The following is a 24,979-nucleotide window of genomic DNA, read 5'->3' as shown; positions in this document are numbered from 1 at the left end:
GGTTGTGTCAGACCAGTTGTTTACGCTGGTTAGACGGCGGAATGGATAAAGACTCTCGATACTTCGCAACAGTACGACGTGCCACCATAATACCCTGATCGGACAGCATGGTGGTTAACTTACTGTCACTCAGTGGCTTCGCGGGATTCTCCGCGGCGATTAACTTCTTCACCAGTGCGCGAATCGCCGTTGACGAGGCTTCGCCGCCGCCTTCGGTATTCACGTGGCTGGAGAAGAAATACTTAAGCTCAAAAATACCGCGTGGACTGTGCAGATACTTCTGTGTGGTCACGCGGGAAATGGTTGATTCGTGCATCTCGACGGCCTGGGCGATATCTGCCAGCACCATCGGTTTCATATACTCTTCGCCCTGCTCAAAGAACGCCTGCTGCTGTTCGACAATACAACGGCTTACGCGCAGCAGCGTATCATTTCGGCTCTCCAGACTTTTGATCAACCATCGTGCTTCCTGCAAATTGCTACGAATATATTGGTTGTCGGCATCGTTACGTGCGCTGGTGCACATGGAGGCGTACTGCTGATTGATTTGCAGGCGAGGAATGCTGTCTGAGTTCAGTTCAACGACCCAGCGGCCATTGTGTTTTCTCACCAGCACGTCGGGAATGACATATTCCGGTTCGCTGGTCTGGATCGATTGGCCGGGGCGTGGATCGAGAGACTGGATCAGATTAACCGCCTCTTTCAGCACCTCTTCTTTCAGGCGCGTGACGCGCATCAGGGTGCGGAAATCATGGTTAGCCAGCAGATCCAGATGATCGCTGATAATTAAGCGCGCTTCTTCAATCCACGGTGTCTCTTTGGCGAACTGCGATAGCTGGATCAGCAGGCAATCGCGGAGATCTTTCGCGGCAACACCTACCGGGTCGAAACGCTGAATACGCTTCAATACGGCCTCGATCTCTTCGAGTTCGATCTCGTCATCACCGATGCTTTCCAGGATATCGTCCAGCGTGACCGTCAAGTAGCCGGTGTCATCAACGGCATCCACAATGGAGGTGGCAATGGCGCGGTCGGTATCGGAGAAGGGCGTTAATTCTACCTGCCACATCAGGTAATCCTGCAGTGACTGCGTGGTTTCGCCCTGATAGACCGGTAACTCATCGTCCTGGTAGTCTGCACGCGTTCCGGAAGGGGTTCCGGCGGTGTAGATTTCATCCCAACTGGCATCCAGCGGTAGCTCGTCCGGCATCTCTTTTTGTTCGAGCGCGTCAACGGTGTCGAGCGTTTCAGTGTCCTGCGTTTGCTGCGTGTCTACCTCGTCATGAAGATCGGTTTGCTCCAGCAACGGATTGCTGTCCAGCGCTTGCTGGAGCTCCTGCTGGAGTTCTAACGTGGACAGCTGCAACAGACGGATCGCCTGTTGTAACTGCGGCGTCATCGCCAGTTGTTGGCTGAGCCGTAATTGCAAACCTTGCTTCATGTTCAGAGCGTTTTTCTCCGGTCCGGCGTTAAGTTACCTCTACCCTATCAGAGTCTGAAGTCTTCCCCAAGGTACACGCGCTTAACATGCTCATCTTCGAGGATTTGCTGCGGCGTACCGTGGGCAATCAGATGGCCCTGGCTGACAATATAGGCGCGTTCACACACGGCCAGCGTTTCACGAACGTTGTGGTCAGTGATCAGTACGCCCAGCCCGCTGTCGCGCAGGTGCTCAATAATACGTTTGATATCGATAACGGAGATCGGGTCAACGCCTGCAAACGGTTCATCCAGCAGGATGAATTTTGGGTTTGCGGCCAGCGCACGCGCAATCTCAACGCGACGACGTTCACCACCGGAAAGCGCCTGGCCGAGGCTGTCGCGCAGGTGTTCAATATGAAACTCTTCCATCAGCTCGTTAGCGCGGTCAGTGCGCTGTTCGCTGGTCAGATCGTCCCGGATTTGCAGCACGGCCATCAGGTTATCGAAAACGCTTAACCGACGGAAAATGGACGCTTCCTGTGGCAGATAGCCGATTCCACGACGCGCGCGTGCATGCAGCGGCAGCAGGCTAATGTCTTCGTCGTCGATGATAATGTTGCCTGCATCACGCGACACAATACCGACCACCATGTAGAAGGTGGTGGTTTTACCCGCGCCGTTAGGGCCAAGTAAACCCACAATTTCGCCGGAGTTGACGGTCAGGCTGACATCTTCGACGACGCGGCGACCCTTATAGGCTTTCGCAAGATTTTTTGCAGTTAATGTTGCCATATCGAATTAGTTACTCTTTTTCTGTGCCGGGGCCTGGTCTTTGCCTTTGTCCTGCAGCTGTGACGGAACAAGCACGGTGGTAACGCGTTTGCCTTTCTCGCTGGAGGCCTGCATTTTCTGCTCTTTCACCAGGTAGGTGATCTTGTCGCCGGTGATGTTGCTGTCCAGCTGCTCCAGGTAGGCGTTGCCGGTCAGAATGACAAGATCCTTCGCCAGTTCATAATGCATATGCGTGGCGTGGCCTTTGACCGGCTTGCCGTTGTCCTGCATCTGGTAGAACGTGGCAGGATTGCCATAGCCATCAATGATCTCTTTGCCCTGCTCGCCGCCCGGACGGGTTACGACCACTTTATCGGCGTTAATTTTGATGGTGCCTTGGGTCATCACGACGTTGCCCGTAAAGGTCACGACGTTACCCTGCATATCCAGAGACTGCGTATCCGATTCAATATGAATCGGTTGTTCGGTATCACCCGTCACAGCAAGCGCGGGAAGAGTGGTCGCCAGCAGTGCGCTGGCGATAATAACTTTAAGGCTGAGTTTGTTTGTTTTGAATTTCATAGGAGGTTCTAACCTTTTCAATCAGCTCGGCGTTTTTGCTGCGTAAGTTACCGCGCATTCTCAGACCGCTGGAATTAAATGTTGTGCCATAAAGGGTGACCAGATCCTGCGACGTAACGTCCTGGGTAACCAGGTTGATCTGGGCATTATCCGTTGTGATTTTGCGCAGTTGCGAGTCAGCGGTCAGGGCGTTGACTTCAACATGGCCATACAGATAAAGCATACGGTCATTCGTCAGTTTTGCCCGGTCAGATTTGATCGACCACGTCGGTACTTTATCGGTATCAAAAGTGGTCATAACGGGTTGGGTAAACCAGGAGACGCCATCTTCTGAAAAATATTCCACGTGTTGGGCAATCAGGCGATAGTTCAGTGCACCTTCCGGGCTATACACCACGGTGTCGCTGTGATCGCTTTTGTATGTTGGATCGCTCGTGTTGACCACTTCTGTTTGCGTATCGTCACGGTCAGCAAGATTTACGCCAATCAATACCAGGGCGACAAGCGAAAGCAGAATGATAACCCAACGTCTGGTTTTACTCATATCGATTGCCCTTTGGCCTCATCAAGCCGGCCCTGCGCCAGCAGAAGCAGATCGCAGACTTCACGTACAGCCCCACGGCCACCGTTGATATGGGTGACATAATCAGCGCGTGGGATCAGCAGCGGATGCGCATCAGCAACGGCGACGCTGAGACCCACTTCAGCCATGACCGGCCAGTCGATCAGATCGTCTCCGACATAGGCAACGTTTTCAGGTGCGATGGCCAGTTTCCCCAGCAAATCGTTGAATGCGACCATTTTGTCAGATTGCCCCTGATACAGATGGGTAATGCCCAGCGTTTCGCAGCGATCTTCTACCAGTTTAGCTTTTCGTCCGGTGATGATGGCAACTTCAATGCCGGACGTGAGCGCGCAGCGAATACCGTAGCCATCGCGAACGTTAAATGCCTTCAGCTCTTCGCCATTATTACCCATATAAATCAGACCATCGGAGAGCACTCCATCCACATCCAGGATCAGCAGACGGATATTTTCTGCCTTCGCCATCATGTGGGCGCTTACCGGGCCATAACAGGTTGCAAGGGATGCACCCGCATTACTCATTGTCTTATCCTTCATTACACTACGCCTGCGCGCAGAAGATCATGCATATGTACCACACCCAGCAGTTGGTCGCCATCGGCAACCATAACAGAGGTGATATGTCGGGTCTGCATCAGGTTCAGTACATCGACGGCCAGGATGCCTGGACGCACGCGAATTCCCCCCGGTGTCATGACATCGGCGATGCCCAGCGTGCGGACATCCACACCCATATCCAATACACGGCGCAAGTCGCCGTCAGTAAAGATCCCCTGAATTATCATCTGCTCATCGCAAATGACCGTCATACCCAGATTTTTGCGGGTGATTTCCAGTAACGCATCGCGCAGCGAGGCCGCTTTGCTCACGTGAGGGATCTCATCACCGGTGTGCATAATATCGTTAACCCGAAGCAGCAGCTTACGTCCCAGCGCACCGCCTGGGTGTGACAGGGCGAAATCTTCAGGCGTGAAACCACGCGCTTCAAGCAGCGCAACGGCGAGGGCATCGCCCATGACCAGTGCAGCGGTTGTGCTGGAGGTTGGTGCCAGGCCAAGCGGACAGGCTTCTTTCGGCACTTTGACGCACAGGTGGATGTCAGCGGCACGCGCCATGCTGCTTTCGGGACGGCTGGTCATGCAAATCAGCGGAACCTGCAGTCGTTTCAGGACCGGAATCAGCGCCAGGATCTCATTGGATTCACCGGAGTTCGACAGCGCAATGACCACATCCTGCGGGGTCACCATGCCGAGATCGCCATGTGCGGCTTCACCAGGATGGACGAAGAACGACGACGTACCGGTGCTGGCAAAGGTCGCCGCCATTTTGCGTCCGATATGGCCGGATTTACCCATCCCCATGACCACGACTTTACCGGCACAGGTGAACATCTTCTCACAGGCCAGACTAAAATCCTGATTAATGTACTGATCTAACTGCGCCAGACCTTCACGTTCAATCTCCAGAACTTTTTTGCCTGCTTTCTGAAAGTCAAAACCCGGTTGCAATTCTATTTGCGACATAATGCGTTTCCGTTTACCCAGAGAGAAGAGGCGAGAGCCAGTACAGCATCGCCATCCATACGATAAATCCACCCGTCAGTAGCGCGCCCGCGCCTTTACCTATCTGACGTTTCCGTCGCCAGCAGAGCAGAGCAAAAATCACGCTCACCAGCAGCATTACTCCGTAATCGCGCGAGAACGCCAGCGGGTTAAATGGCCCTGGCGCTATCAGGGCGGGCAGTCCCGTCACGATGGCGATATTGAAAATGTTGGAGCCGATGATATTGCCAATGGCGATATCATCTTCACCTTTACGTGCGCCCGCGATGGCGGTTGCCAGCTCTGGCAGGCTGGTGCCAATAGCAATGACCGTCAGGCCGATTGTCAGTTCGCTCATGGCGAAATAGTTCGCCAGCACGGTTGCGTTATCTACCACCATGCGTGTTGCCATCGGCATAATGATCAACGCGACGCCAAGCCAAAGCAGGGCGACGGGTAACGATCCTCCCCGAGGCAGTTCGGCAACGTGCTCTCGCGTCAGGCTATCGCTCCCTGCTTTTTCCGCCTGACGAGCGATTTTTACACTATACAGCAGCCAAATTCCGGCCAGTGCGAGCAGGAAAATGCCGTCATCGACGCTCAGCACGCCGTCATAAAGCACGTAGCCTGCCAGCAGGCTTACGATTAACATTAGCGGCAATTCACGGCGCAGAACATCGGAATGCACGCGAAATGGATGCAGCAGCGCGGCTAATCCTAAGATCAATAAAATATTGACGATGTTAGAGCCAATCGCGGTGCCGATAGCGAGGTCGACCTGGCCATGCAGCGATGCAGAGACAGAAACGATGATTTCAGGAAGCGAGGTGCCTGCACTGACCACCGTCATGCCAATAATGACGGGCGGCATACCGATAAGTCGGCACAGGATTGATGCTGCAAATACCAAACGGTCAGCACTGTAGACCACCAAAAGTAAACCAATTATTAACAGTGCTGTTGCTAAAAGCATCAAAAGTCCTTTCTTCAGGTATACTCGCCGGTCCACCGCGCGTGAATTAGTGGCGCTGCATACAGTCTGAGACGTAACGAATTCCTAATTTTGACTTTATGCGCCGGAAAAGTAAAACAAATGCCAGCTTTCGCTAACCTCAATGGCTAATATTCTGTAAAAATGTGGGGTTTAGGGCTGATTTAGGCTTCATGCTCAGCGTGAAGCAGGGTAAGAAAGGAACCGTAAATGAGCCAAACGATGGCGAATTTAGTCGATGTCCGTGGCGTCAGTTTTTCTCGCGGCAACCGATTGATATTTGATGATATTTCGCTGACCGTGCCGCATGGCAAGATTACCGCTATTATGGGGCCGTCAGGGATCGGTAAAACGACATTGCTGCGTCTCATTGGTGGGCAAATTCCACCTGACAGTGGCGAAATTCTCTTTGACGGTGAAAACGTCCCTGAGATGTCTCGCTCACGTCTGTATACTGTCCGCAAACGCATGAGCATGCTCTTTCAGTCGGGAGCGCTGTTCACCGATATGAATGTTTTCGATAACGTCGCCTACCCGCTGCGTGAGCATACGCATCTGCCGCCGGCGCTGCTGAAAAGCACGGTCATGATGAAACTTGAGGCCGTGGGACTGCGGGGGGCGGCCAAACTTATGCCGTCAGAGCTTTCCGGCGGTATGGCGCGCCGCGCCGCGCTGGCACGAGCCATTGCGTTAGAGCCTGATTTAATCATGTTCGACGAACCGTTCGTTGGGCAGGACCCGATCACTATGGGTGTGCTGGTGAAGTTGATTTCTGAACTGAACAGCGCGCTCGGCGTAACCTGCATCGTGGTGTCGCACGATGTGCCGGAAGTGCTGAGTATTGCTGATTACGCGTATATAGTGGCAGACAAAAAGATCGTCGCACATGGCAGCGCTCAGGCGTTGCAGGAAAATTGCGATCCGCGAGTGCGGCAGTTCCTGGATGGTATTGCGGATGGCCCGGTGCCGTTCCGCTATCCGTCCGGTGACTATCGTGACGATTTATTGGGAATAGGGAGTTAAGCCACTCATGCTGTTAAATGCGTTGGCCGCGCTCGGACACCGTGGCATAAAAACCATCAGGACGTTCGGGCGTGCCGGATTGATGTTGTTCAACGCGCTGGTCGGCAAACCGGAATTCCGCAAGCACGCGCCTCTGCTGGTGCGGCAGCTTTATAACGTCGGCGTACTGTCGATGCTGATCATCATCGTTTCCGGTCTGTTTATCGGCATGGTGCTGGGGCTGCAGGGCTATCTGGTACTGACAACCTACAGTGCGGAAACCAGCCTTGGAATGCTGGTTGCGCTCTCTCTGCTGCGTGAGCTTGGGCCGGTTGTCGCCGCGCTCTTGTTTGCCGGGCGCGCCGGGTCTGCATTAACGGCGGAAATTGGCCTGATGCGCGCAACCGAGCAGCTCTCCAGCATGGAGATGATGGCGGTCGACCCGCTGCGCCGGGTGATCTCCCCGCGTTTCTGGGCGGGTGTGATTTCGTTACCGCTGCTGACCATTCTGTTTGTGGCCGTCGGTATCTGGGGCGGGTCGCTGGTTGGCGTGCACTGGAAAGGCATTGATGCCGGTTTCTTCTGGTCTGCGATGCAGGATGCCATCGATCTGCGGATGGATCTGGTTAACTGTTTAATTAAGAGCGCGGTCTTTGCCATTACGGTGACCTGGATTGCGTTGTTTAACGGTTACGATGCCATCCCGACATCGGCGGGCATTAGCCGTGCAACGACACGTACTGTTGTTCATTCGTCGCTGGCCGTACTGGGTCTGGATTTTGTGCTCACCGCACTGATGTTTGGGAATTGAGTTCATGCAAACGAGAAAAAATGAAATTTGGGTCGGCGTATTCCTGCTGCTGGCACTGCTGGCAGCCCTGTTTATCTGCCTGAGAGCGGCGGATATCACCTCTGTTCGCACCGAGCCGACGTATCGCATCTATGCCACCTTCGATAATATCGGTGGCCTGAAGGTGCGCTCGCCGGTACGCATTGGCGGCGTGGTGATTGGCCGTGTGTCAGAAATCACCCTTGATGAGAAAACCTATCTGCCGCGTGTCGCGATGGATATTGAAGAGCGCTACAACCATATCCCGGACACCAGCTCGCTTTCTATCCGCACCTCTGGCCTGCTGGGGGAGCAATATCTGGCGCTGAACGTCGGCTTTGAAGATCCTGAGCTGGGAACGACTATCCTTAAAGACGGTAGCGTTATCCAGGATACGAAGTCCGCGATGGTGCTGGAAGATATGATTGGTCAGTTCCTTTACAACAGTAAAGGGGATGATAATAAGTCTGAAGCTGCCCCTGCGCAGGGTGAAGACCATACCAACGTCGAGCCGACGCCTGGTGCGGCGAATTAATTTCAGGAGAAGTCATTCATGTTTAAACGTCTGTTAATGGTTGCCATGCTGGTCATTGCCCCTCTCACTGCAGCCCACGCTGCGGATCAGAGCAACCCGTACAAACTGATGGATGAGGCTGCGAAGAAAACCTTCGACCGTCTTAAAAACGAACAGCCTAAAATTCGCGCTAATCCTGATTATCTGCGCGATGTGGTCGATCAGGAACTGCTGCCGTATGTGCAGATTAAATACGCGGGCGCACTGGTGCTGGGCCGTTACTATAAAGATGCCACGCCAGCACAGCGTGAGGCGTACTTTGCTGCGTTCCGTGAATACCTGAAACAGGCTTACGGCCAGGCGCTGGCGATGTACCACGGTCAGACCTATCAGATTGCCCCTGAGCAGCCATTGGGCGATGCGACTATCATCCCTATCCGTGTCACCATTATCGATCCTAACGGTCGTCCGCCGGTTCGCCTGGATTTCCAGTGGCGTAAAAACAGCCAGACCGGAAACTGGCAGGCGTATGACATGATTGCAGAAGGTGTAAGCATGATCACCACTAAGCAAAACGAGTGGAGCGACCTGCTGCGCACCAAAGGCATTGATGGCCTGACCGCACAATTGCAGTCTATCTCTCGTCAGAAAATTTCCCTGGACGAGAAGAAGTAATGTCGCAGCAACTGAGCTGGTCGCGTGAAGGTGAGACGTTAAAGCTGGCGGGGGAACTTGACCAGGATCTGCTGAATCCCTTGTGGGACGCTCGCCATGACGCAATGCAGGGCGTGACGCTGATTGATTTAAACGGCGTCACGCGAGTGGACACCGCAGGTATTGCTCTTCTGGCGCATCTGGTCGCCACAGGCAAAAAGCAGGGGATGAGCGTTGCACTGACGGGCGTAAGCGATAACGTTGTCACTCTTGCACAGCTTTATAATTTGCCCGAAGACGTATTACCTCGCTAATTTTTTCAGTACGTTACTTCTGAAAGCCCCGACAGTTTCCACGTCGGGGCTTTTTGCTTGTTTAAGACGACGCCACTTTGCTCTAAGATGTTGGGCTTGTTTTCACTATCAGATGATATAGACCCCATGGAAAATAATGAAATCCAGGCAGTGCTGATGAATGCACTCTCCCTTCAGGAAGCCCACGTCACTGGCGATGGCAGTCACTTCCAGGTTATTGCTGTGGGTGACATGTTCGACGGTATGAGTCGCGTGAAGAAGCAGCAGGCTGTGTACGCGCCGCTGATGGAATATATTGCGGATAACCGCATCCACGCCCTGTCGATTAAAGCGTTCACCCCGCAAGAGTGGGCACGCGATCGCAAACTAAACGGTTTTTGAGCTGAGGGCCAGAGCCAGCAGCACGGTTGAATTTATAAGAGAGCAAACACATGGATAAATTTCGTGTACAGGGGCCAACGCGTCTCCAGGGCGAAGTCACAATTTCTGGCGCGAAAAACGCCGCGCTGCCAATTCTTTTCGCTGCGCTGCTCGCGGAAGAGCCGGTAGAGATCCAGAACGTACCGAAGCTGAAAGATATCGACACGACCATGAAGTTGCTCACCCAGTTGGGCACTAAAGTGGAGCGTAACGGTTCCGTCTGGATCGATGCCAGCAACGTTAACAATTTCTCTGCCCCATACGACCTGGTGAAAACCATGCGTGCTTCCATCTGGGCGCTGGGCCCGCTGGTGGCGCGTTTTGGTCAGGGTCAGGTCTCTCTGCCGGGCGGCTGTGCCATCGGCGCGCGTCCGGTTGACCTGCATATCTTTGGTCTGGAAAAGCTGGGCGCGGAGATCAAACTGGAAGAAGGTTACGTTAAAGCGTCCGTGAATGGCCGTCTGAAAGGCGCGCATATCGTCATGGACAAAGTGAGCGTTGGCGCAACCGTCACCATTATGTCAGCGGCGACGCTGGCAGAAGGCACCACCATCATTGAAAACGCCGCACGTGAACCGGAAATCGTGGACACGGCGAACTTCCTCGTGGCGCTGGGTGCGAAGATTTCCGGTCAGGGTACTGACCGTATCACCATCGAAGGCGTTGAGCGTCTGGGCGGCGGTGTGTATCGCGTTCTGCCGGATCGTATCGAAACCGGTACTTTCCTGGTCGCAGCGGCGATCTCCGGCGGCAAAATTGTCTGCCGTAATGCACAGCCTGATACGCTGGATGCCGTTCTGGCGAAGCTGCGCGATGCAGGTGCTGATATTGAGACAGGTGAAGACTGGATCAGTCTGGACATGCACGGACAGCGTCCGAAAGCGGTCAATGTGCGCACTGCACCGCATCCGGCCTTCCCGACGGACATGCAGGCCCAGTTTACGTTGTTAAACCTGGTCGCCGAAGGTACTGGCTTCATCACCGAAACCATTTTCGAAAACCGCTTCATGCACGTACCGGAACTGATTCGTATGGGGGCGCATGCCGAGATCGAAAGCAATACGGTTATCTGCCACGGCGTGGAAAAACTGTCTGGTGCGCAGGTCATGGCAACCGATCTGCGTGCGTCTGCAAGCCTGGTGCTGGCGGGTTGTATCGCGGAAGGGACGACGGTCGTTGATCGTATCTACCACATCGATCGTGGTTATGAGCGTATTGAAGATAAACTGCGTGCGCTGGGTGCGAATATCGAGCGAGTGAAGGGCGAGTAAGTTTTCCGGCACCCCCCTGCCTGACATGGCCGGGGGATTGCTGTTCCTGTCATATCGGCCGCGTTATTCCTGCGGGTCTTTCTTCGTTTTTTTCTGACGCATCATGCGTGTTCTGTCGATAAATTCATGGGTGATGGGATCGTGGTAGCGCGATGGCCAGATTATCCACGGGTGTGTGTCCAGCGCCGTCGCAATAATTAATTCCCCCTTTGGCCACGGGCGTGTCAGTGCATTCGCCAGCGTGGAAGAGCTTAACCCATTACGTCGTGACTCCGCCGCCAGTGATGTCCCTTTTTTGCGGAGCGCAGCAATAATATCAGCTGAATGCCAGTCGATGAATTTTGTATCCATAATGCTGTCCTTGTGTTCGTATTCGTCCACGTCATTTCTCGTGAAATGACAGCATTACTATATCTTGTTCGAACACGGGTTCTAAAAAGTTCGCGTTACTGGAAGCAATATTCAGAATATGACATGGCTTTATTCATGCGGCCTTTAAGCTGATGATTTAACGTGAATATGGAGTTTATGGGAGCTTATTGGAATCTCCCCGCGAGAGCCGCGGGGAGAGGGGGAAAGAATTAACGATCGCGCTGAACGGCGATGTGGGCAAGACCAATCAGTGCGTCACGCCATGGGCTGTCAGGAATAACCTGAAGTGCTTCGATGGCTTTGTCGGCCTCTTCTTCAGCACGCTGGCGCGTCCATTCAAGTGAACCACAGATAGCCATTGTTTCCAGTACAGGTTCCAGAAGATGGCGACCATTTCCCTGTTCTATCGCTTCGCGGATCATTTTTGCCTGTTCGGGCGTTCCGTTACGCATCGCATGAAGCAGCGGCAGAGTCGGTTTACCTTCGTTCAGGTCATCACCCACGTTCTTACCCAGGGTTTCGCCATCGGCGCTGTAGTCCAGTAAATCATCAATCAACTGGAATGCCGTACCGAGATAGCGCCCGTAGTCCTGTAGGCCACGCTCTTGTTCTTCTGTACATCCGGCCAGAAGGCCCGAGCACTGGGCTGCTGCTTCAAACAGGCGCGCGGTCTTGCTGTAGATCACACGCATGTAGTTTTCTTCGGTGATGTCCGGGTCGTTAACGTTCATCAACTGCAGCACTTCGCCTTCAGCAATAACGTTTACCGCCTCCGACATCACTTCCAGCACCTTGAGTGAACCGAGGCTGGTCATCATCTGGAAGGCTCGGGTATAGATAAAATCACCCACCAGAACGCTGGCCGCATTGCCAAATGCAGCGTTTGCGGTGGCTTTACCACGACGCATATCCGATTCATCCACCACGTCATCATGAAGAAGCGTGGCGGTGTGGATAAATTCGATCAGTGCCGCAATGGTGACGTGGGCATTTCCCTGATAGCCAACGGCTCTTGCGGCCAGTATGGCGATCATCGGGCGAATGCGTTTACCGCCGCCACTGACGATGTAATAGCCCAACTGATTGATCAGCTGAACGTCAGAGTTGAGTTGCTCCAGGATTGCTGCATTCACACCCGCCATATCTTGCGCGGTTAACTCGTTGATTTTTTCTAAATTCATCGCAAAAGCCGGGCTTTTCATCCTGTTTATCCCACAGAAGGTGGGTACACAAAGGGTTTCGGTTTATCAATAGTAGTGCTGATTGTACTGAAAAAACGGCTCAGATAAACGTTACCGTACGTGTTGTGTTTTTTTTCTTCATGTATTGACGGTAGCACTTGTCAAAGGCTCGCGTTTTGCGTAATATTCGCGCCCTATTGTGAATATTTATAGCGCACTCTGATTCATACGAGGATGTGCGCGGAAGCGGAGTTTATATGTACGCGGTTTTCCAAAGTGGTGGTAAACAACACCGAGTAAGCGAAGGTCAGACCGTTCGCCTGGAAAAGCTGGACATCGCAACTGGCGAATCTGTTGAGTTCGCAGAAGTTCTGATGATCGCAAACGGTGAAGAAGTCAAAATCGGCGTTCCTTTCGTTGATGGCGGCGTTATCAAAGCTGAAGTTGTTGCTCATGGTCGTGGCGAGAAAGTTAAAATCGTTAAGTTTCGTCGTCGTAAACACTACCGTAAGCAGCAGGGCCACCGTCAGTGGTTCACTGATGTGAAAATTACTGGCATCAGCGCCTAAGACCTGAGGAGAGATTTAAATGGCACATAAAAAGGCTGGCGGCTCCACACGTAACGGTCGCGATTCAGAAGCTAAACGCCTGGGCGTTAAGCGTTTCGGTGGCGAATCCGTTCTGGCGGGTAGCATCATCGTTCGTCAACGTGGTACTAAGTTCCACGCTGGCACTAACGTAGGTTGCGGTCGTGACCACACTCTGTTTGCTAAAGCAGACGGTAAAGTGAAATTTGAAGTTAAAGGCCCGAACAACCGTAAATACATCAGCATCGTTGCTGAGTAAGGTTTTCTCGGTCCGGTAACGGATTAAAGCCCCGCAACGTGTTGCGGGGCTTTTTACATTGGAAACCCGGAAAATTTTCTGTAGGGAAAACGGGCATGAAGCAGCAGGCCGGCATTGGTATTCTTTTGGCGCTCACCACCGCAATGTGCTGGGGTGCGCTGCCAATTGCAATGAAGCAGGTACTGGAAGTGATGGAGCCGCCTACGGTGGTGTTTTATCGCTTTCTGATGGCAAGCATTGGCCTGGGCGCTATCCTCGCAATTAAAGGTAAGCTGCCACCGCTGCGTATATTCCGTAAGCCGCGCTGGCTGGTGTTACTGGCTATCGCGACGGGCGGTCTGTTCGGTAATTTCATCCTGTTCAGCTCTTCCCTGCAATATCTTAGCCCCACCGCGTCGCAGGTGATTGGTCAGCTTTCACCGGTCGGCATGATGGTCGCCAGCGTCTTTATTCTCAAGGAGAAGATGCGCGGGACGCAGATTATCGGGGCGAGCATGCTGCTCTGTGGTCTGGTGATGTTCTTCAACACCAGCCTGATTGAGATTTTTACCCGGCTGACGGATTACACCTGGGGTGTGATCTTCGGTGTGGGGGCAGCAACGGTCTGGGTGAGTTATGGCGTCGCACAAAAGGTGTTATTGCGTCGCCTGGCTTCACAGCAGATCCTCTTTTTGCTGTACACTTTGTGTACAATAGCATTATTGCCGTTAGCAAAGCCGGGTGTGATTACCCAGCTCAGCGACTGGCAACTGGCGTGCCTCATTTTTTGTGGGCTTAATACGCTGGTCGGTTATGGCGCGCTGGCCGAAGCAATGGCGCGCTGGCAGGCAGCACAGGTCAGTGCATTAATTACGCTGACTCCGCTGTTTACGCTGTTATTTTCAGATTTGTTATCAATGGCCTGGCCCGATGTCTTCGTCAGACCGATGCTCAACCTGTTGGGCTATCTCGGTGCGTTTGTCGTGGTTGCGGGCGCGATGTATTCCGCCATTGGTCATCGTCTCTGGGGGCGTTGGCGCAAAAATGAAGCGGTTGTAGTAGTCCCCCGCTCAGGCGAATGAGTTACGGAGAGTAAAATGAAGTTTGTTGATGAAGCGACGATCCTGGTCGTGGCAGGTGATGGCGGCAATGGTTGCGTGAGCTTCCGCCGTGAAAAATATATTCCTCGTGGCGGTCCTGACGGCGGTGACGGTGGAGATGGCGGCGATGTGTGGCTGGAGGCGGATGAAAACCTCAACACGCTGATCGACTACCGTTTCGAAAAATCGTTCCGCGCTGAGCGTGGGCAAAACGGCCAGAGCCGCGACTGTACCGGTAAACGCGGTAAAGATGTGACCATCAAGGTGCCAGTGGGTACGCGTGTCATCGATCAGGGCACTGGCGAAACCATGGGTGACATGACCAAACACGGTCAACGCCTGATGGTGGCAAAAGGCGGCTGGCACGGTCTGGGCAACAGCCGTTTCAAATCTTCCGTTAACCGTACTCCGCGTCAGAAAACCATGGGGACGCCAGGCGATAAACGCGACCTGCAACTGGAGCTGATGCTGCTGGCCGACGTCGGTATGCTGGGCATGCCAAATGCCGGTAAATCAACGTTTATTCGTGCTGTATCCGCAGCCAAGCCAAAAGTAGCGGATTATCCGTTTACCACGCTGGTGCCGAGCCTGGGCGTTGTCCGTATGGATAATGAAAAGAGCTTCGTGGTTGCTGATATCCCAGGGCTGATTGAAGGCGCAGCGGAAGGTGCCGGTCTGGGGATTCGCTTCCTGAAACACCTTGAGCGTTGCCGCGTCTTGCTGCACCTCATCGATATCGATCCTATCGACGGTTCCGATCCGGTTGAAAACGCCCGTATCATCATCGGCGAGCTGGAAAAATACAGCGAAAAACTGGCGGATAAACCGCGCTGGCTGGTCTTTAACAAGATCGACCTGATGGATAAAGCAGAAGCCGAAGCAAAAGCCAAAGCGATTGCCGAAGCGATGGGTTGGGAAGATAAATATTACCTGATCTCTGCTGCAAGCCAGGTTGGCGTGAAAGACCTCTGTTGGGATGTGATGACCTTTATCATCGAGAACCCCGTTGTTCAGGCGGAAGAGGCGAAACAGCCTGAAAAAGTCGAATTCATGTGGGATGACTACCACCGTCAACAGCTCGAAGAGCTGGAAGCGGAAGAAGATGATGAAGACTGGGACGATGACTGGGATGAAGACGACGAAGAAGGCGTCGAATTCATCTACAAGCATTAATTCCTGCAAGAAGCCCCTGTTAAGGGGCTTTTTTTTAGCCTAACGTTGACGGCAACCAGCAACTGGCGATTAAGCCGCCCTCAGCGCCATTCTCCAGCGTTAAGTTGCCATGATGGAGCTGAACGATGCGCTGCACAATACTCAGCCCCAGGCCGCTCCCTCCGTAGCGCTGGTCAAGCCGACGGAACGGTTCGGTGATGGACTGGCGATGGGCTTCATCGATACCCGGCCCTTGATCAATCACGCTGACCTGAGTGCCACCGTCCTTTTCCGTCAGCTTCACCGTAATCGTCGTCCCTGTCGGGCTGTAGCGTGCGGCGTTCTCCAGCAGATTCCTCAGCATCAGGCGCAGCAGAACCGCGTCTCCCTGAACCGTTAGCGGGCTTTTTTCGGGCCAAATTACCGTGTGTTCTTTGGCTTCATGCTCAAGGCCCAGCGGTGCAATGATGTTCTCTGTCCAGGTGACGGTATCGTAATGTCCGCTTGCCATCGCTTGCCCGGCACGCGCCAGCATCAGCAGTTGCTCAACGGTATGCATCAGTTGATCGATACGGCTAATTAATGCCGTAGCCTGTGGTGAGCCAGACTGAGCCATTAATTCCAGGTGCAGCCTGATCCCGGCGAGAGGTGTTCGTAACTCGTGGGCGGCGTCGGCGGTGAAGAGGCGCTCCTGCTGGATGGTATGATCCAGACGAGCCAGCAGTTGATTCAACGAGGTGGTGACCGCGCCAATCTCTTCCATGTCAGAATACATAGGCAGGGGCGTGAGATTGTCGGCTGAGCGGTTAGCGAGACTGGCTCGCAGTTTGTTGAGCGGCCGGGTTATCCACGTGACGGCCCAGAATGAGAAGAACAGGGTAAAACCGACCATCACCAGAGAAGGAACCAGCAGAGAGGCGATTGCCTCGCGGATCTCTTTCTCGACATGGTTGTTACGTGCTTTGGCCGACAGGGTTTCATTTACCAGAAAGCCAATTTGCTCGCGGCTCTCATGCCACAGCCAGACCACGCTTATCAGTTGAAAAAATAACAGAATCACCGCCAGCAGAACCATCAATCGCCGACGCATGCTGTTCATTTTTGGCTCTCCAGACGATATCCCACGCCGCGTACGGTTTTAATTCTGTCCTTGCCGAGCTTACGGCGCAGATTATGAATGTGAACCTCCAGGGTATTTGATCCCGGATCGTCCTGCCAGGAGTAGATATCCTGTTGCAGCGTTTCACGGTGCACCGTCTGCCCGCTACGCATGATCAGCCGCGTCAGCAGGGCAAACTCCTTTGGCGTGACTTCAACAGGCAGAGATTTACGCAGCACCTGCTGCGTTTGCAGGTTCAGCGTGATATCGCCGTCGGTCAGCAAATTATCGCTGTGCCCCTGATAGCGGCGGATCAGCGCCCGCACGCGTGCCTGCAGCTCTGCGAGGGCAAAGGGTTTCACCAGGTAGTCATCCGCACCGGAATCCAGCCCGTTAATGCGATCTTCAATGGCATCACGCGCTGTGAGGATCAGCACCGGATTGTCGACGCCGCGACGCCGCCACTGGCTCAGCAGCGTGGCACCATCTTTATCGGGTAAACCTAAGTCGAGGATCACCAGACTGTACTCGCCACTCTGGATCAACGCATCGGCCTCGGCCGCCGCGGCGGCGCAATCAAGGGCGTATCCTTCATTCGCCAGCGCGAGCGCCAGCCCTTCCTGCAATAACAGATCGTCTTCAACTATGAGTAGTTTCATCGCTAGTTATTCTGGTAGATGTCCTTGTATAGCCTGCTTTCGAAGCGTACCAGAGGAATTCGACGATTACGCTGGTCAGCGGGTTCGACGGCATAGCCGGAAAGATACTGCACGAACGCCATGCGTTGCCCGCTGGCGGTAGTGATAAAGCCTGCAAGGTTGTAAACACCCTGCAGTGAACCTGTTTTGGCTGAGACTTTGCCATCAACGCCTGCAGCGTGAAGCCCCGCGCGGTACTGCAGCGAACCATCGTGTCCGGCAAGCGGCAACATGGTAATAAAGTTTAGCTCAGTGTCATGCTGGGCAATGTACTGCAGCACCTGCATCATGGTGGCCGGGGAAATCAGGTTATGGCGCGATAACCCGGAGCCATCGACAGCGATGGTATTGCCAAGATCGATCCCCGCCTGCTGACGCAGGATCTGACGTACAGCATCGGAGCCGGCACGCCAGGTTCCCGGAACGCCGAAACGCGCGTGACCAATCATGCGGAACACCGTGTCAGCAATCATGTTGTCAGACTTTTTCAGCATTATCTTAAGCAAATCGTGCAGTGGCGCAGATTGTTTGCTGGCGATCACCGTACCAGGCTGATTAACCTGCGTCTGGCGCAGCAGCGAACCGGTATAAGTAATTCCTGCCTGCTTGAGTTCGTCTTTAAGAATAGCACCCGCATAGCCCGCACCGTCCTGAATGGCGAAAGCCAGCGGCAGCGGATCGGCACGCTGCGTCAGGCAGCCAGTCAGCGTATAGCGGTTCAGATCGCCCGGAACCACATCCAGCTCGCAATACTGCGCATCCGGGGAGCCTTTAGCCAGAGTACGTACCTGGCTAAACATGGTGACCGGGTAGTACGAGGCCACGCGGATAAACGCTAAATCATTAGGTTTTGGTGCGCTGTAAAGCGACACGGAGAAGCAGTTACGGTCAACAATAGCGGCGGCTGGCGGTGCGCTAAAGCACTGCGTCATGTCGTTCCACGGCCAGCCTGGCGCTTTATCGTGGCTGGCGAAAATGGAGGTGTCGATCAGCACGTTGCCATCGATCTTCTGCACGCCGGATTTTTTAAGCACCGCCACCATGTTACGGATATCCTGGCGCTTAAAGGTTGGGTCCCCTCCGAAGCGGGCAATAAGATCGCCTTTCAGTTCACCGTCTTCAACGTTACCTTTGGTTTCAAGGGTCGTGGTAAAACGGAAGTCAGGCCCGAGCTGGAGCAGGGCGGCGAGTGCAGTGATCACCTTCTGGGTACTGGCAGGCAGCGCCATTTGTTGACTGTGATAGTCAATATTGGGTGCCTGTGCACCAACCTTCTGCACCATCAGTGCAAGGTTAGCGCCTGCAGGCAGCTGATTAATGTATTCATCAACATTCGCGGCCTGAACGGTGAACGTTATACTGGTAGTCAATCCGATGATAAAACTGGAAAATCGCATAATCTCGCGCTAACAACCCGAAAACAAACCGTCATACTACGGTGCATAGCACTGCAAAGTAAACGATGACCCATAGTGAACTTCGCGGTAAAATGCGTATCAAATTGAAAAATTGCTGCTGACCTGGGGCGCTGCTTCCGGGTCGGTTTTCTTTTTGCTTCTGGCCCGCTCATGGTTTGATGTACGTGGGGACAGGGGCCGGAGCAGGTGACGCTGCTCCCTACAGGAATGTTTAAGAGGTATAACAAATGCAAGCTATTCCGATGACCTTACGTGGTGCCGAAAAACTGCGCGAAGAGCTGGATTTCCTGAAATCCGTACGTCGCCCTGAAATCATCGCCGCAATCGCGGATGCGCGTGAGCATGGCGACCTGAAAGAGAATGCTGAATACCACGCCGCGCGTGAGCAGCAGGGCTTCTGTGAAGGCCGTATCAAAGATATCGAAGCGAAGCTGTCCAATGCGCAGGTGATCGATATCACCAAAATGCCAAACAATGGCCGTGTGATCTTTGGTTCAACCGTGACGGTTCTGAACCTGGATAACGACGAAGAGCAGACGTATCGCATCGTGGGCGATGATGAAGCCGACTTCAAACAGAACCTGATCTCTGTGAATTCACCGATCGCGCGTGGCCTGATTGGCAAAGAACAGGACGATGTGGTTACCATCCGCACCCCTGGTGGTGAAGTGGAATACGAAATTATTAAGGTTGAGTACCTGTAATTCGCATCTCCGCTAAGATGTTGATACATTGTAAAGAAAAGAAAAAGGCCGCATAGCGGCCTTTTATCAACTCAAGGAGCGTGGCATTTTGCTCACCTGCTGACAGAAATCCCTCGTTTTACACAGAAAATATGTGCAATTCAGGATATCCTTAGCGTGGCAGCGAGATTTTACGTTCTTTAGATGGGCGGTAGAGCACCAGCGTTTTACCGATGACCTGTACATTACAGGCACCGGTTTCACGCACGATGGCTTCCACGATCAGGTTTTTAGTGTCTCTGTCTTCAGAGGCGATTTTCACCTTGATCAGCTCGTGGTGTTCCAGCGCTTGTTCAATCTCGGCAAGCACCCCTTCGGTCAAACCATTGTTGCCAAGCATGACTACAGGCTTGAGCGGATGTGCCAGACCTTTAAGGTGCTGTTTTTGTTTAGTACTCAGATTCATCGTATATTTTTGCTTACGTTGGGATTGAAAACGGTTCATTCTACCGCCATCTCCCTTATATCGCCAAATAGCTGCGTAGAAATTTACGTCACAGGCAAGTAACGATGAACCAGGACGGAAATGTTAAATGACAGGTAAAAAGCGTTCTGCCAGCTCCAGCCGCTGGCTTCAGGAACACTTTAGCGATAAATATGTTCAACAGGCGCAGAAAAAAGGGTTGCGTTCCCGCGCCTGGTTTAAACTTGATGAAATACAGCAAAGTGACAAACTTTTTAAACCGGGCATGACGGTTGTCGACCTCGGTGCAGCACCTGGCGGATGGTCTCAGTATGCGGTCACGCAGATCGGCGGAACGGGGCGAATCATCGCATGCGATCTTCTACCAATGGATCCCATCGTCGGAGTCGACTTCCTTCAGGGCGATTTTCGTGATGAATTAGTGCTGAAAGCGTTACTTGAACGTGTGGGTGACAGTAAGGTCCAGGTTGTCATGTCAGATATGGCACCAAATATGTGTGGAACACCGGCGGTGGATATCCCCCGCGCCATGTATCTGGTGGAGCTAGCGTTAGAAATGTGTCGAGATGTACTAGCGCCTGGTGGTAGTTTTGTTGTGAAGGTGTTTCAGGGCGAAGGTTTCGAGGAGTACCTTAAGGAAATTCGCTCCCTGTTTGCGAAGGTCAAAGTTCGTAAGCCGGACTCTTCGCGGGCCCGTTCCCGTGAAGTGTATATTGTAGCGACCGGGCGAAAATGATAACCGGTAGATTTCAGACGAAAGTTTGAATGAAACTGGATATAGAGTATCCTGACGCTGTTTTTAACACAGTTGTAATATGAGGTTAATCCCTTGAGTGACATGGCGAAAAACCTAATACTCTGGCTGGTCATTGCCGTTGTGCTGATGTCAGTATTCCAGAGCTTTGGGCCCAGCGAGTCGAACGGCCGCAAGGTGGATTATTCTACCTTCCTGCAGGAGGTCAATCAGGACCAGGTTCGCGAAGCGCGTATCAACGGACGTGAGATCAACGTTACCAAGAAAGATAGTAACCGTTACACGACCTACATCCCGGTGAACGATCCTAAGCTGCTTGATAACCTTCTGACCAAAAACGTCAAAGTGGTTGGTGAGCCGCCTGAAGAACCAAGCCTGCTGGCTTCTATCTTCATCTCCTGGTTCCCGATGCTGCTTCTTATTGGCGTCTGGATCTTCTTCATGCGCCAGATGCAGGGCGGTGGTGGCAAAGGTGCCATGTCGTTCGGTAAGAGCAAGGCGCGCATGCTGACGGAAGACCAGATCAAGACCACATTTGCCGACGTCGCAGGCTGTGACGAAGCAAAAGAAGAGGTGGGCGAACTGGTCGAATACCTGCGTGAGCCGAGCCGTTTCCAGAAACTGGGCGGTAAGATCCCGAAAGGCGTTCTGATGGTAGGTCCTCCAGGGACCGGTAAAACCCTGCTGGCGAAAGCCATCGCGGGTGAAGCGAAGGTGCCGTTCTTTACTATTTCAGGTTCTGACTTCGTTGAAATGTTCGTGGGTGTCGGTGCATCTCGTGTGCGTGACATGTTCGAGCAGGCCAAGAAGGCAGCACCGTGCATTATCTTCATCGATGAAATCGACGCCGTAGGCCGCCAGCGTGGTGCGGGCCTGGGCGGTGGTCACGATGAACGTGAACAGACTCTGAACCAGATGCTGGTTGAGATGGACGGCTTCGAAGGTAACGAAGGTATTATCGTTATCGCGGCGACTAACCGTCCGGATGTCCTTGACCCCGCGTTGCTGCGTCCAGGCCGTTTCGACCGCCAGGTTGTGGTTGGTCTGCCGGATGTTCGTGGTCGTGAACAGATTCTGAAAGTCCACATGCGCCGCGTACCGCTGGCACCTGATATCGACGCGGCAATCATCGCGCGTGGTACTCCGGGCTTCTCCGGTGCGGATCTGGCGAACCTGGTCAACGAAGCGGCACTGTTTGCTGCTCGCGGCAACAAGCGCGTGGTGTCCATGGTGGAATTCGAAAAAGCGAAAGACAAAATCATGATGGGTGCGGAACGTCGCTCCATGGTGATGACGGAAGCGCAGAAAGAGTCCACGGCCTACCACGAAGCGGGTCACGCAATTATCGGTCGCCTGGTTCCGGAACACGATCCGGTACACAAAGTGACGATTATTCCACGTGGTCGTGCGCTGGGTGTGACCTTCTTCCTGCCTGAGGGCGACGCGATTAGCGCCAGCCGTCAGAAACTGGAAAGCCAGATTTCGACCCTGTACGGTGGCCGTCTGGCAGAAGAGATCATCTACGGTGCGGAACATGTTTCTACCGGTGCGTCGAACGACATTAAAGTCGCGACAAACCTGGCACGTAACATGGTGACTCAGTGGGGCTTCTCCGACAAACTCGGTCCACTGCTGTATGCAGAGGAAGAAGGCGAAGTATTCCTGGGCCGTTCTGTGGCGAAAGCGAAACATATGTCCGATGAGACGGCTCGTATCATCGATCAGGAAGTGAAAGCGCTGATTGAACGTAACTACGGTCGCGCACGTCAGATCCTGAACGACAATATGGACATTCTGCATTCAATGAAAGATGCGCTCATGAAATATGAGACCATCGATGCTCCACAGATTGACGACCTGATGGCTCGCCGCGAAGTGCGTCCGCCAGCAGGCTGGGAAGACCCAGGTGCTTCCAACAATTCTGACAACAATGGCACCCCGCGTGCGCCGCGTCCGGTTGATGAACCACGCACGCCGAATCCGGGCAACACCATGTCAGAACAGTTGGGCGACAAGTAAGTCATTGCTGTTGAAGCGTGTGTCTGTACCACAAACCCTGGAGCTTGCTCCGGGGTTTTTCTTTTCTGTTAAACCATATTAATACCAGGGATTTCGCCATGAAATTATTCGCCCAGGACTCGCATCTCGATCTCTCACACCCACATGTGATGGGTATCCTGAATGTTACCCCTGACTCCTTCTCAGACGGCGGCACGCATAACACGCTTATCGACGCGGTTAAACATGCGAATTTGATGATTAACGCGGGTGCCACCATCATTGATGTCGGCGGCGAATCGACGCGTCCTGGTGCAGCGGATGTTTCTGTAGAAGAAGAACTGGCTCGCGTAGTGCCCGTGGTTGAGGCCATCGCGCAGCGGTTTGAAGTGTGGATCTCCGTCGACACATCCAAGCCTGAAGTGATCCGCGAAGTGGCGAGAGTGGGCGCTCACATTATTAATGATATTCGCTCGTTAACGGAGCCGGGCGCGCTTGAGGCGGCAGCAGAAACCGGGCTGCCGGTATGCCTGATGCACATGCAAGGGCAACCGAAAACGATGCAGGATGCGCCAAAGTATGCCGACGTGTTTGCTGATGTGAATCGCTTCTTTATTGAGCATATTGAACGTTGCGAACGTGCGGGTATCGCAAAAGAGAAATTGCTGCTCGACCCAGGGTTCGGTTTCGGTAAAAATCTCTCCCACAACTATGAGCTACTTGCGCGCTTATCAGAATTTCATCATTTCGGCCTGCCGCTGCTGGTGGGGATGTCAAGAAAGTCGATGATTGGGCAGTTACTGAACGTGGGGCCGGGTGAGCGTCTGAGCGGCAGCCTGGCCTGTGCGGTGATTGCGGCGATGCAAGGCGCACACATTATTCGCGTCCATGACGTCAAAGAAACAGTAGAAGCCATGCGTGTGGTGGAAGCCACACTGGCAGCGAAGGAAAACAAACGCTATGAGTAATCGTAAATATTTTGGTACTGATGGTATCCGTGGACGCGTAGGCGATGCGCCAATTACTCCTGATTTCGTACTGAAGCTGGGCTGGGCTGCCGGAAAGGTTCTGGCACGTCATGGTTCCCGTAAGATCATCATTGGCAAAGATACGCGTATCTCAGGCTATATGCTGGAGTCTGCGCTGGAAGCCGGGCTGGCGGCGGCAGGACTTTCTGCGTCCTTTACTGGCCCTATGCCAACGCCTGCGGTGGCGTATCTGACGCGCACTTTCCGTGCAGAGGCGGGCATTGTTATCTCTGCTTCCCATAACCCGTTTTATGACAACGGCATCAAGTTCTTCTCCATCGACGGTACCAAGCTGCCGGATGAAGTGGAAGAGGCAATCGAAGCCGAAATGGAAAAAGAGATCACCTGCGTCGACTCTGCTGAGCTGGGCAAAGCGAACCGAATTGTCGATGCCGCTGGCCGCTATATTGAATTCTGCAAAGGCACCTTCCCGAACGAACTGAGCCTGGCCCATCTTAAGATTGTGGTGGACTGTGCAAACGGTGCGACGTATCACATCGCCCCGAACGTTTTCCGTGAGCTGGGCGCGAAAGTGATTACCATTGGTTGCGAACCGGATGGTCTGAACATCAACGAAGAAGTGGGGGCGACGGACGTGCGTGCCCTGCAGGCGCGCGTACTGGCAGAAAAAGCCGATCTGGGTATTGCCCTGGACGGCGATGGCGACCGTGTGATCATGGTCGACCATGAAGGTAACAAGGTCGACGGCGATCAGATCCTCTACATTATTGCACGTGAAGGTCTGCGTCAGGGGCAGCTGCGCGGTGGTGCTGTCGGTACGCTGATGAGCAACATGGGGCTGGAACTGGCGCTGAAACAGCTTGGTATTCCGTTTGTCCGCGCGAAAGTGGGCGACCGCTACGTGCTGGAAAAATTGCAGGAGAAGGGCTGGCGTATCGGTGCGGAAAACTCCGGTCACGTGATCCTGCTTGATAAAACCACCACCGGTGACGGCATTGTTGCCGGGCTGCAGGTGGTTGCAGCCATGGCGCGCAACCATATGAGCCTGCACGATCTCTGCAGCGGCATGAAAATGTTCCCGCAGATCCTGGTAAACGTGCGTTTCACTGCCGGTAAAGGCGATCCGCTGGAAAATGACAACGTGAAAGCGGTGATGGCTGACGTTGAAGCGGCCCTGGGCAACCGTGGCCGTGTATTACTGCGTAAGTCCGGTACTGAACCGCTGATTCGCGTGATGGTGGAAGGTGAAGACGAAGCGCAGGTCACAGAATTTGCGCACCGCATTGCGGATGCCGTAAAAGCTGCATAATTTTTCACGTTAAGTGTTTAA

General features: G+C 53.5%; 29 protein-coding genes. 16 read left to right on the top strand and 13 right to left on the bottom strand.

From position 1 onward, the window contains the following. Nucleotides 1-7: 7 nt before the first annotated feature. The 7 genes from rpoN to EoCCA6_RS09195 are packed head-to-tail and all read right to left on the bottom strand — an operon-like array spanning nt 8 to nt 5,874. Complete coding sequence (rpoN, locus tag EoCCA6_RS09225; protein WP_152082426.1) at nt 8-1,441, bottom strand: RNA polymerase factor sigma-54; 1,434 nt, start codon at nt 1,439-1,441, stop codon at nt 8-10. Between the two features lie 47 nt (nt 1,442-1,488). Beyond that, complete coding sequence (gene lptB, locus EoCCA6_RS09220; RefSeq protein WP_152082425.1) at nt 1,489-2,214, bottom strand: LPS export ABC transporter ATP-binding protein; 726 nt, start codon at nt 2,212-2,214, stop codon at nt 1,489-1,491. 6 nt (nt 2,215-2,220) lie between these two features. Further along, nucleotides 2,221-2,775 (bottom strand): lipopolysaccharide ABC transporter substrate-binding protein LptA, encoded by a 555-nt coding sequence (gene lptA, locus EoCCA6_RS09215; protein WP_152082424.1) that lies wholly within the window; start codon nt 2,773-2,775, stop codon nt 2,221-2,223. Then, nucleotides 2,744-3,319: an LPS export ABC transporter periplasmic protein LptC gene (gene lptC, locus EoCCA6_RS09210; protein WP_152082423.1), complete on the bottom strand. Its 576-nt coding sequence runs from the start codon at nt 3,317-3,319 to the stop codon at nt 2,744-2,746. Before lptC ends, lptA begins: the two co-directional genes overlap by 32 nt. Then, on the bottom strand, nt 3,316-3,882 hold the full coding sequence (gene kdsC / locus EoCCA6_RS09205; RefSeq protein WP_152084426.1) for a 3-deoxy-manno-octulosonate-8-phosphatase KdsC: 567 nt from the start codon (nt 3,880-3,882) through the stop codon (nt 3,316-3,318). Before kdsC ends, lptC begins: the two co-directional genes overlap by 4 nt. Nucleotides 3,883-3,896: 14 nt before the next feature. Further along, nucleotides 3,897-4,883, bottom strand: a complete 987-nt coding sequence (kdsD, locus tag EoCCA6_RS09200) for an arabinose-5-phosphate isomerase KdsD (protein WP_152082422.1) — start codon at nt 4,881-4,883, stop codon at nt 3,897-3,899. A gap of 13 nt (nt 4,884-4,896) precedes the next feature. Further along, nucleotides 4,897-5,874 carry a calcium/sodium antiporter gene (locus EoCCA6_RS09195; protein ID WP_152082421.1) on the bottom strand — a complete coding sequence of 326 codons (978 nt, stop codon included), beginning with the start codon at nt 5,872-5,874 and terminating at the stop codon, nt 4,897-4,899. 228 nt (nt 5,875-6,102) lie between these two features. Here EoCCA6_RS09195 and mlaF point away from each other — a divergent pair, with 228 nt between their 5' ends. From mlaF to murA, 7 genes are all read left to right on the top strand, one after another. After that, nucleotides 6,103-6,915 (top strand): phospholipid ABC transporter ATP-binding protein MlaF, encoded by an 813-nt coding sequence (gene mlaF, locus EoCCA6_RS09190; protein WP_152082420.1) that lies wholly within the window; start codon nt 6,103-6,105, stop codon nt 6,913-6,915. A 7-nt stretch (nt 6,916-6,922) separates the two neighbouring features. Beyond that, a complete protein-coding gene (gene mlaE, locus EoCCA6_RS09185; protein WP_152082419.1) occupies nt 6,923-7,705 on the top strand; it encodes a lipid asymmetry maintenance ABC transporter permease subunit MlaE in 783 nt (260 codons plus the stop codon). A 4-nt stretch (nt 7,706-7,709) separates the two neighbouring features. Then, entirely contained in the window at nt 7,710-8,258 is a 549-nt protein-coding gene (gene mlaD, locus EoCCA6_RS09180; RefSeq protein WP_152082418.1) for an outer membrane lipid asymmetry maintenance protein MlaD, read from the top strand. Nucleotides 8,259-8,276: 18 nt separating this feature from the next. Further along, nucleotides 8,277-8,912, top strand: coding sequence for a phospholipid-binding protein MlaC (gene mlaC / locus EoCCA6_RS09175; protein ID WP_152082417.1), 636 nt, complete (start codon nt 8,277-8,279; stop codon nt 8,910-8,912). Further along, the gene (gene mlaB / locus EoCCA6_RS09170) at nt 8,912-9,205 is read left to right on the top strand and encodes a lipid asymmetry maintenance protein MlaB (protein WP_152082416.1); all 294 of its coding nucleotides are present in this window, start codon (nt 8,912-8,914) and stop codon (nt 9,203-9,205) included. Before mlaC ends, mlaB begins: the two co-directional genes overlap by 1 nt. A gap of 126 nt (nt 9,206-9,331) precedes the next feature. Continuing rightward, complete coding sequence (gene ibaG / locus EoCCA6_RS09165; protein WP_152082415.1) at nt 9,332-9,586, top strand: BolA family iron metabolism protein IbaG; 255 nt, start codon at nt 9,332-9,334, stop codon at nt 9,584-9,586. A 50-nt stretch (nt 9,587-9,636) separates the two neighbouring features. Then, nucleotides 9,637-10,896: a UDP-N-acetylglucosamine 1-carboxyvinyltransferase gene (murA, locus tag EoCCA6_RS09160; RefSeq protein ID WP_100166523.1), complete on the top strand. Its 1,260-nt coding sequence runs from the start codon at nt 9,637-9,639 to the stop codon at nt 10,894-10,896. A 63-nt stretch (nt 10,897-10,959) separates the two neighbouring features. Here the strand turns inward: murA and sfsB are convergent, their stop codons facing one another. Then, entirely contained in the window at nt 10,960-11,247 is a 288-nt protein-coding gene (gene sfsB, locus EoCCA6_RS09155) for a DNA-binding transcriptional regulator SfsB (protein WP_152082414.1), read from the bottom strand. Between the two features lie 230 nt (nt 11,248-11,477). Beyond that, a complete protein-coding gene (gene ispB / locus EoCCA6_RS09150; protein ID WP_152082413.1) occupies nt 11,478-12,449 on the bottom strand; it encodes an octaprenyl diphosphate synthase in 972 nt (323 codons plus the stop codon). A gap of 257 nt (nt 12,450-12,706) precedes the next feature. Here ispB and rplU point away from each other — a divergent pair, with 257 nt between their 5' ends. The 4 genes from rplU (at nt 12,707) to cgtA (ending at nt 15,547) form a co-directional block, all read left to right on the top strand. Next, the gene (rplU, locus tag EoCCA6_RS09145) at nt 12,707-13,018 is read left to right on the top strand and encodes a 50S ribosomal protein L21 (RefSeq protein WP_003025032.1); all 312 of its coding nucleotides are present in this window, start codon (nt 12,707-12,709) and stop codon (nt 13,016-13,018) included. A 19-nt stretch (nt 13,019-13,037) separates the two neighbouring features. Then, nucleotides 13,038-13,295 (top strand): 50S ribosomal protein L27, encoded by a 258-nt coding sequence (rpmA, locus tag EoCCA6_RS09140; protein ID WP_003861831.1) that lies wholly within the window; start codon nt 13,038-13,040, stop codon nt 13,293-13,295. Between the two features lie 95 nt (nt 13,296-13,390). Next, complete coding sequence (locus tag EoCCA6_RS09135) at nt 13,391-14,356, top strand: DMT family transporter (RefSeq protein ID WP_152082412.1); 966 nt, start codon at nt 13,391-13,393, stop codon at nt 14,354-14,356. A 15-nt stretch (nt 14,357-14,371) separates the two neighbouring features. Continuing rightward, nucleotides 14,372-15,547: an Obg family GTPase CgtA gene (gene cgtA / locus EoCCA6_RS09130; RefSeq protein ID WP_148418322.1), complete on the top strand. Its 1,176-nt coding sequence runs from the start codon at nt 14,372-14,374 to the stop codon at nt 15,545-15,547. Nucleotides 15,548-15,581: 34 nt separating this feature from the next. On the opposite strand, the gene pmrB is transcribed toward cgtA, so the two are convergent. Genes pmrB through dacB form a run of 3 tightly spaced genes read right to left on the bottom strand, consistent with a single transcriptional unit; the run spans nt 15,582 to nt 18,720 of the window. Then, nucleotides 15,582-16,625: a two-component system sensor histidine kinase PmrB gene (gene pmrB, locus EoCCA6_RS09125; protein ID WP_152082411.1), complete on the bottom strand. Its 1,044-nt coding sequence runs from the start codon at nt 16,623-16,625 to the stop codon at nt 15,582-15,584. Next, nucleotides 16,622-17,284 (bottom strand): two-component system response regulator PmrA, encoded by a 663-nt coding sequence (pmrA, locus tag EoCCA6_RS09120; protein ID WP_152082410.1) that lies wholly within the window; start codon nt 17,282-17,284, stop codon nt 16,622-16,624. Before pmrA ends, pmrB begins: the two co-directional genes overlap by 4 nt. Before the next feature lie 2 nt (nt 17,285-17,286). After that, nucleotides 17,287-18,720 (bottom strand): serine-type D-Ala-D-Ala carboxypeptidase, encoded by a 1,434-nt coding sequence (dacB, locus tag EoCCA6_RS09115; protein ID WP_152082409.1) that lies wholly within the window; start codon nt 18,718-18,720, stop codon nt 17,287-17,289. Nucleotides 18,721-18,968: 248 nt separating this feature from the next. On the opposite strand from dacB, the gene greA reads away from it, so the two are divergent. Next, nucleotides 18,969-19,445 (top strand): transcription elongation factor GreA, encoded by a 477-nt coding sequence (greA, locus tag EoCCA6_RS09110; protein ID WP_014171793.1) that lies wholly within the window; start codon nt 18,969-18,971, stop codon nt 19,443-19,445. Between the two features lie 151 nt (nt 19,446-19,596). Here the strand turns inward: greA and yhbY are convergent, their stop codons facing one another. After that, nucleotides 19,597-19,890: a ribosome assembly RNA-binding protein YhbY gene (gene yhbY, locus EoCCA6_RS09105; RefSeq protein WP_003861814.1), complete on the bottom strand. Its 294-nt coding sequence runs from the start codon at nt 19,888-19,890 to the stop codon at nt 19,597-19,599. 127 nt (nt 19,891-20,017) lie between these two features. Here yhbY and rlmE point away from each other — a divergent pair, with 127 nt between their 5' ends. The 4 genes from rlmE to glmM all read left to right on the top strand — a co-directional run bounded on the left by rlmE (nt 20,018) and on the right by glmM (nt 24,958). Further along, complete coding sequence (gene rlmE / locus EoCCA6_RS09100; RefSeq protein ID WP_014171792.1) at nt 20,018-20,644, top strand: 23S rRNA (uridine(2552)-2'-O)-methyltransferase RlmE; 627 nt, start codon at nt 20,018-20,020, stop codon at nt 20,642-20,644. 102 nt (nt 20,645-20,746) lie between these two features. After that, nucleotides 20,747-22,681, top strand: coding sequence for an ATP-dependent zinc metalloprotease FtsH (ftsH, locus tag EoCCA6_RS09095; RefSeq protein WP_014833437.1), 1,935 nt, complete (start codon nt 20,747-20,749; stop codon nt 22,679-22,681). Nucleotides 22,682-22,779: 98 nt separating this feature from the next. Next, the gene (gene folP / locus EoCCA6_RS09090; RefSeq protein WP_152082408.1) at nt 22,780-23,628 is read left to right on the top strand and encodes a dihydropteroate synthase; all 849 of its coding nucleotides are present in this window, start codon (nt 22,780-22,782) and stop codon (nt 23,626-23,628) included. Further along, entirely contained in the window at nt 23,621-24,958 is a 1,338-nt protein-coding gene (gene glmM / locus EoCCA6_RS09085; RefSeq protein WP_152082407.1) for a phosphoglucosamine mutase, read from the top strand. Before folP ends, glmM begins: the two co-directional genes overlap by 8 nt. Nucleotides 24,959-24,979: the final 21 nt, after the last annotated feature.

The sequence above is a fragment of the Enterobacter oligotrophicus genome (assembly GCF_009176645.1).
GTDB classification, from domain to species: domain Bacteria; phylum Pseudomonadota; class Gammaproteobacteria; order Enterobacterales; family Enterobacteriaceae; genus Enterobacter; species Enterobacter oligotrophicus.
Note: the sequence above shows the minus strand (reverse complement) of the source record. Positions and strands in the feature narration are given on the sequence as shown.

Bases quoted from the DNA above. Each gene is read 5' to 3' on its own strand.
- rpoN (WP_152082426.1), bottom strand. From the start codon at position 1,441: ATGAAGCAAGGTTTGCAATTACGGCTCAGCCAACAACTGGCGATGACG.
- lptB (WP_152082425.1), bottom strand. From the start codon at position 2,214: ATGGCAACATTAACTGCAAAAAATCTTGCGAAAGCCTATAAGGGTCGC.
- lptA (WP_152082424.1), bottom strand. From the start codon at position 2,775: ATGAAATTCAAAACAAACAAACTCAGCCTTAAAGTTATTATCGCCAGC.
- lptC (WP_152082423.1), bottom strand. From the start codon at position 3,319: ATGAGTAAAACCAGACGTTGGGTTATCATTCTGCTTTCGCTTGTCGCC.
- kdsC (WP_152084426.1), bottom strand. From the start codon at position 3,882: ATGAGTAATGCGGGTGCATCCCTTGCAACCTGTTATGGCCCGGTAAGC.
- kdsD (WP_152082422.1), bottom strand. From the start codon at position 4,883: ATGTCGCAAATAGAATTGCAACCGGGTTTTGACTTTCAGAAAGCAGGC.
- EoCCA6_RS09195 (WP_152082421.1), bottom strand. From the start codon at position 5,874: ATGCTTTTAGCAACAGCACTGTTAATAATTGGTTTACTTTTGGTGGTC.
- mlaF (WP_152082420.1), top strand. From the start codon at position 6,103: ATGAGCCAAACGATGGCGAATTTAGTCGATGTCCGTGGCGTCAGTTTT.
- mlaE (WP_152082419.1), top strand. From the start codon at position 6,923: ATGCTGTTAAATGCGTTGGCCGCGCTCGGACACCGTGGCATAAAAACC.
- mlaD (WP_152082418.1), top strand. From the start codon at position 7,710: ATGCAAACGAGAAAAAATGAAATTTGGGTCGGCGTATTCCTGCTGCTG.
- mlaC (WP_152082417.1), top strand. From the start codon at position 8,277: ATGTTTAAACGTCTGTTAATGGTTGCCATGCTGGTCATTGCCCCTCTC.
- mlaB (WP_152082416.1), top strand. From the start codon at position 8,912: ATGTCGCAGCAACTGAGCTGGTCGCGTGAAGGTGAGACGTTAAAGCTG.
- ibaG (WP_152082415.1), top strand. From the start codon at position 9,332: ATGGAAAATAATGAAATCCAGGCAGTGCTGATGAATGCACTCTCCCTT.
- murA (WP_100166523.1), top strand. From the start codon at position 9,637: ATGGATAAATTTCGTGTACAGGGGCCAACGCGTCTCCAGGGCGAAGTC.
- sfsB (WP_152082414.1), bottom strand. From the start codon at position 11,247: ATGGATACAAAATTCATCGACTGGCATTCAGCTGATATTATTGCTGCG.
- ispB (WP_152082413.1), bottom strand. From the start codon at position 12,449: ATGAATTTAGAAAAAATCAACGAGTTAACCGCGCAAGATATGGCGGGT.
- rplU (WP_003025032.1), top strand. From the start codon at position 12,707: ATGTACGCGGTTTTCCAAAGTGGTGGTAAACAACACCGAGTAAGCGAA.
- rpmA (WP_003861831.1), top strand. From the start codon at position 13,038: ATGGCACATAAAAAGGCTGGCGGCTCCACACGTAACGGTCGCGATTCA.
- EoCCA6_RS09135 (WP_152082412.1), top strand. From the start codon at position 13,391: ATGAAGCAGCAGGCCGGCATTGGTATTCTTTTGGCGCTCACCACCGCA.
- cgtA (WP_148418322.1), top strand. From the start codon at position 14,372: ATGAAGTTTGTTGATGAAGCGACGATCCTGGTCGTGGCAGGTGATGGC.
- pmrB (WP_152082411.1), bottom strand. From the start codon at position 16,625: ATGAACAGCATGCGTCGGCGATTGATGGTTCTGCTGGCGGTGATTCTG.
- pmrA (WP_152082410.1), bottom strand. From the start codon at position 17,284: ATGAAACTACTCATAGTTGAAGACGATCTGTTATTGCAGGAAGGGCTG.
- dacB (WP_152082409.1), bottom strand. From the start codon at position 18,720: ATGCGATTTTCCAGTTTTATCATCGGATTGACTACCAGTATAACGTTC.
- greA (WP_014171793.1), top strand. From the start codon at position 18,969: ATGCAAGCTATTCCGATGACCTTACGTGGTGCCGAAAAACTGCGCGAA.
- yhbY (WP_003861814.1), bottom strand. From the start codon at position 19,890: ATGAATCTGAGTACTAAACAAAAACAGCACCTTAAAGGTCTGGCACAT.
- rlmE (WP_014171792.1), top strand. From the start codon at position 20,018: ATGACAGGTAAAAAGCGTTCTGCCAGCTCCAGCCGCTGGCTTCAGGAA.
- ftsH (WP_014833437.1), top strand. From the start codon at position 20,747: ATGGCGAAAAACCTAATACTCTGGCTGGTCATTGCCGTTGTGCTGATG.
- folP (WP_152082408.1), top strand. From the start codon at position 22,780: ATGAAATTATTCGCCCAGGACTCGCATCTCGATCTCTCACACCCACAT.
- glmM (WP_152082407.1), top strand. From the start codon at position 23,621: ATGAGTAATCGTAAATATTTTGGTACTGATGGTATCCGTGGACGCGTA.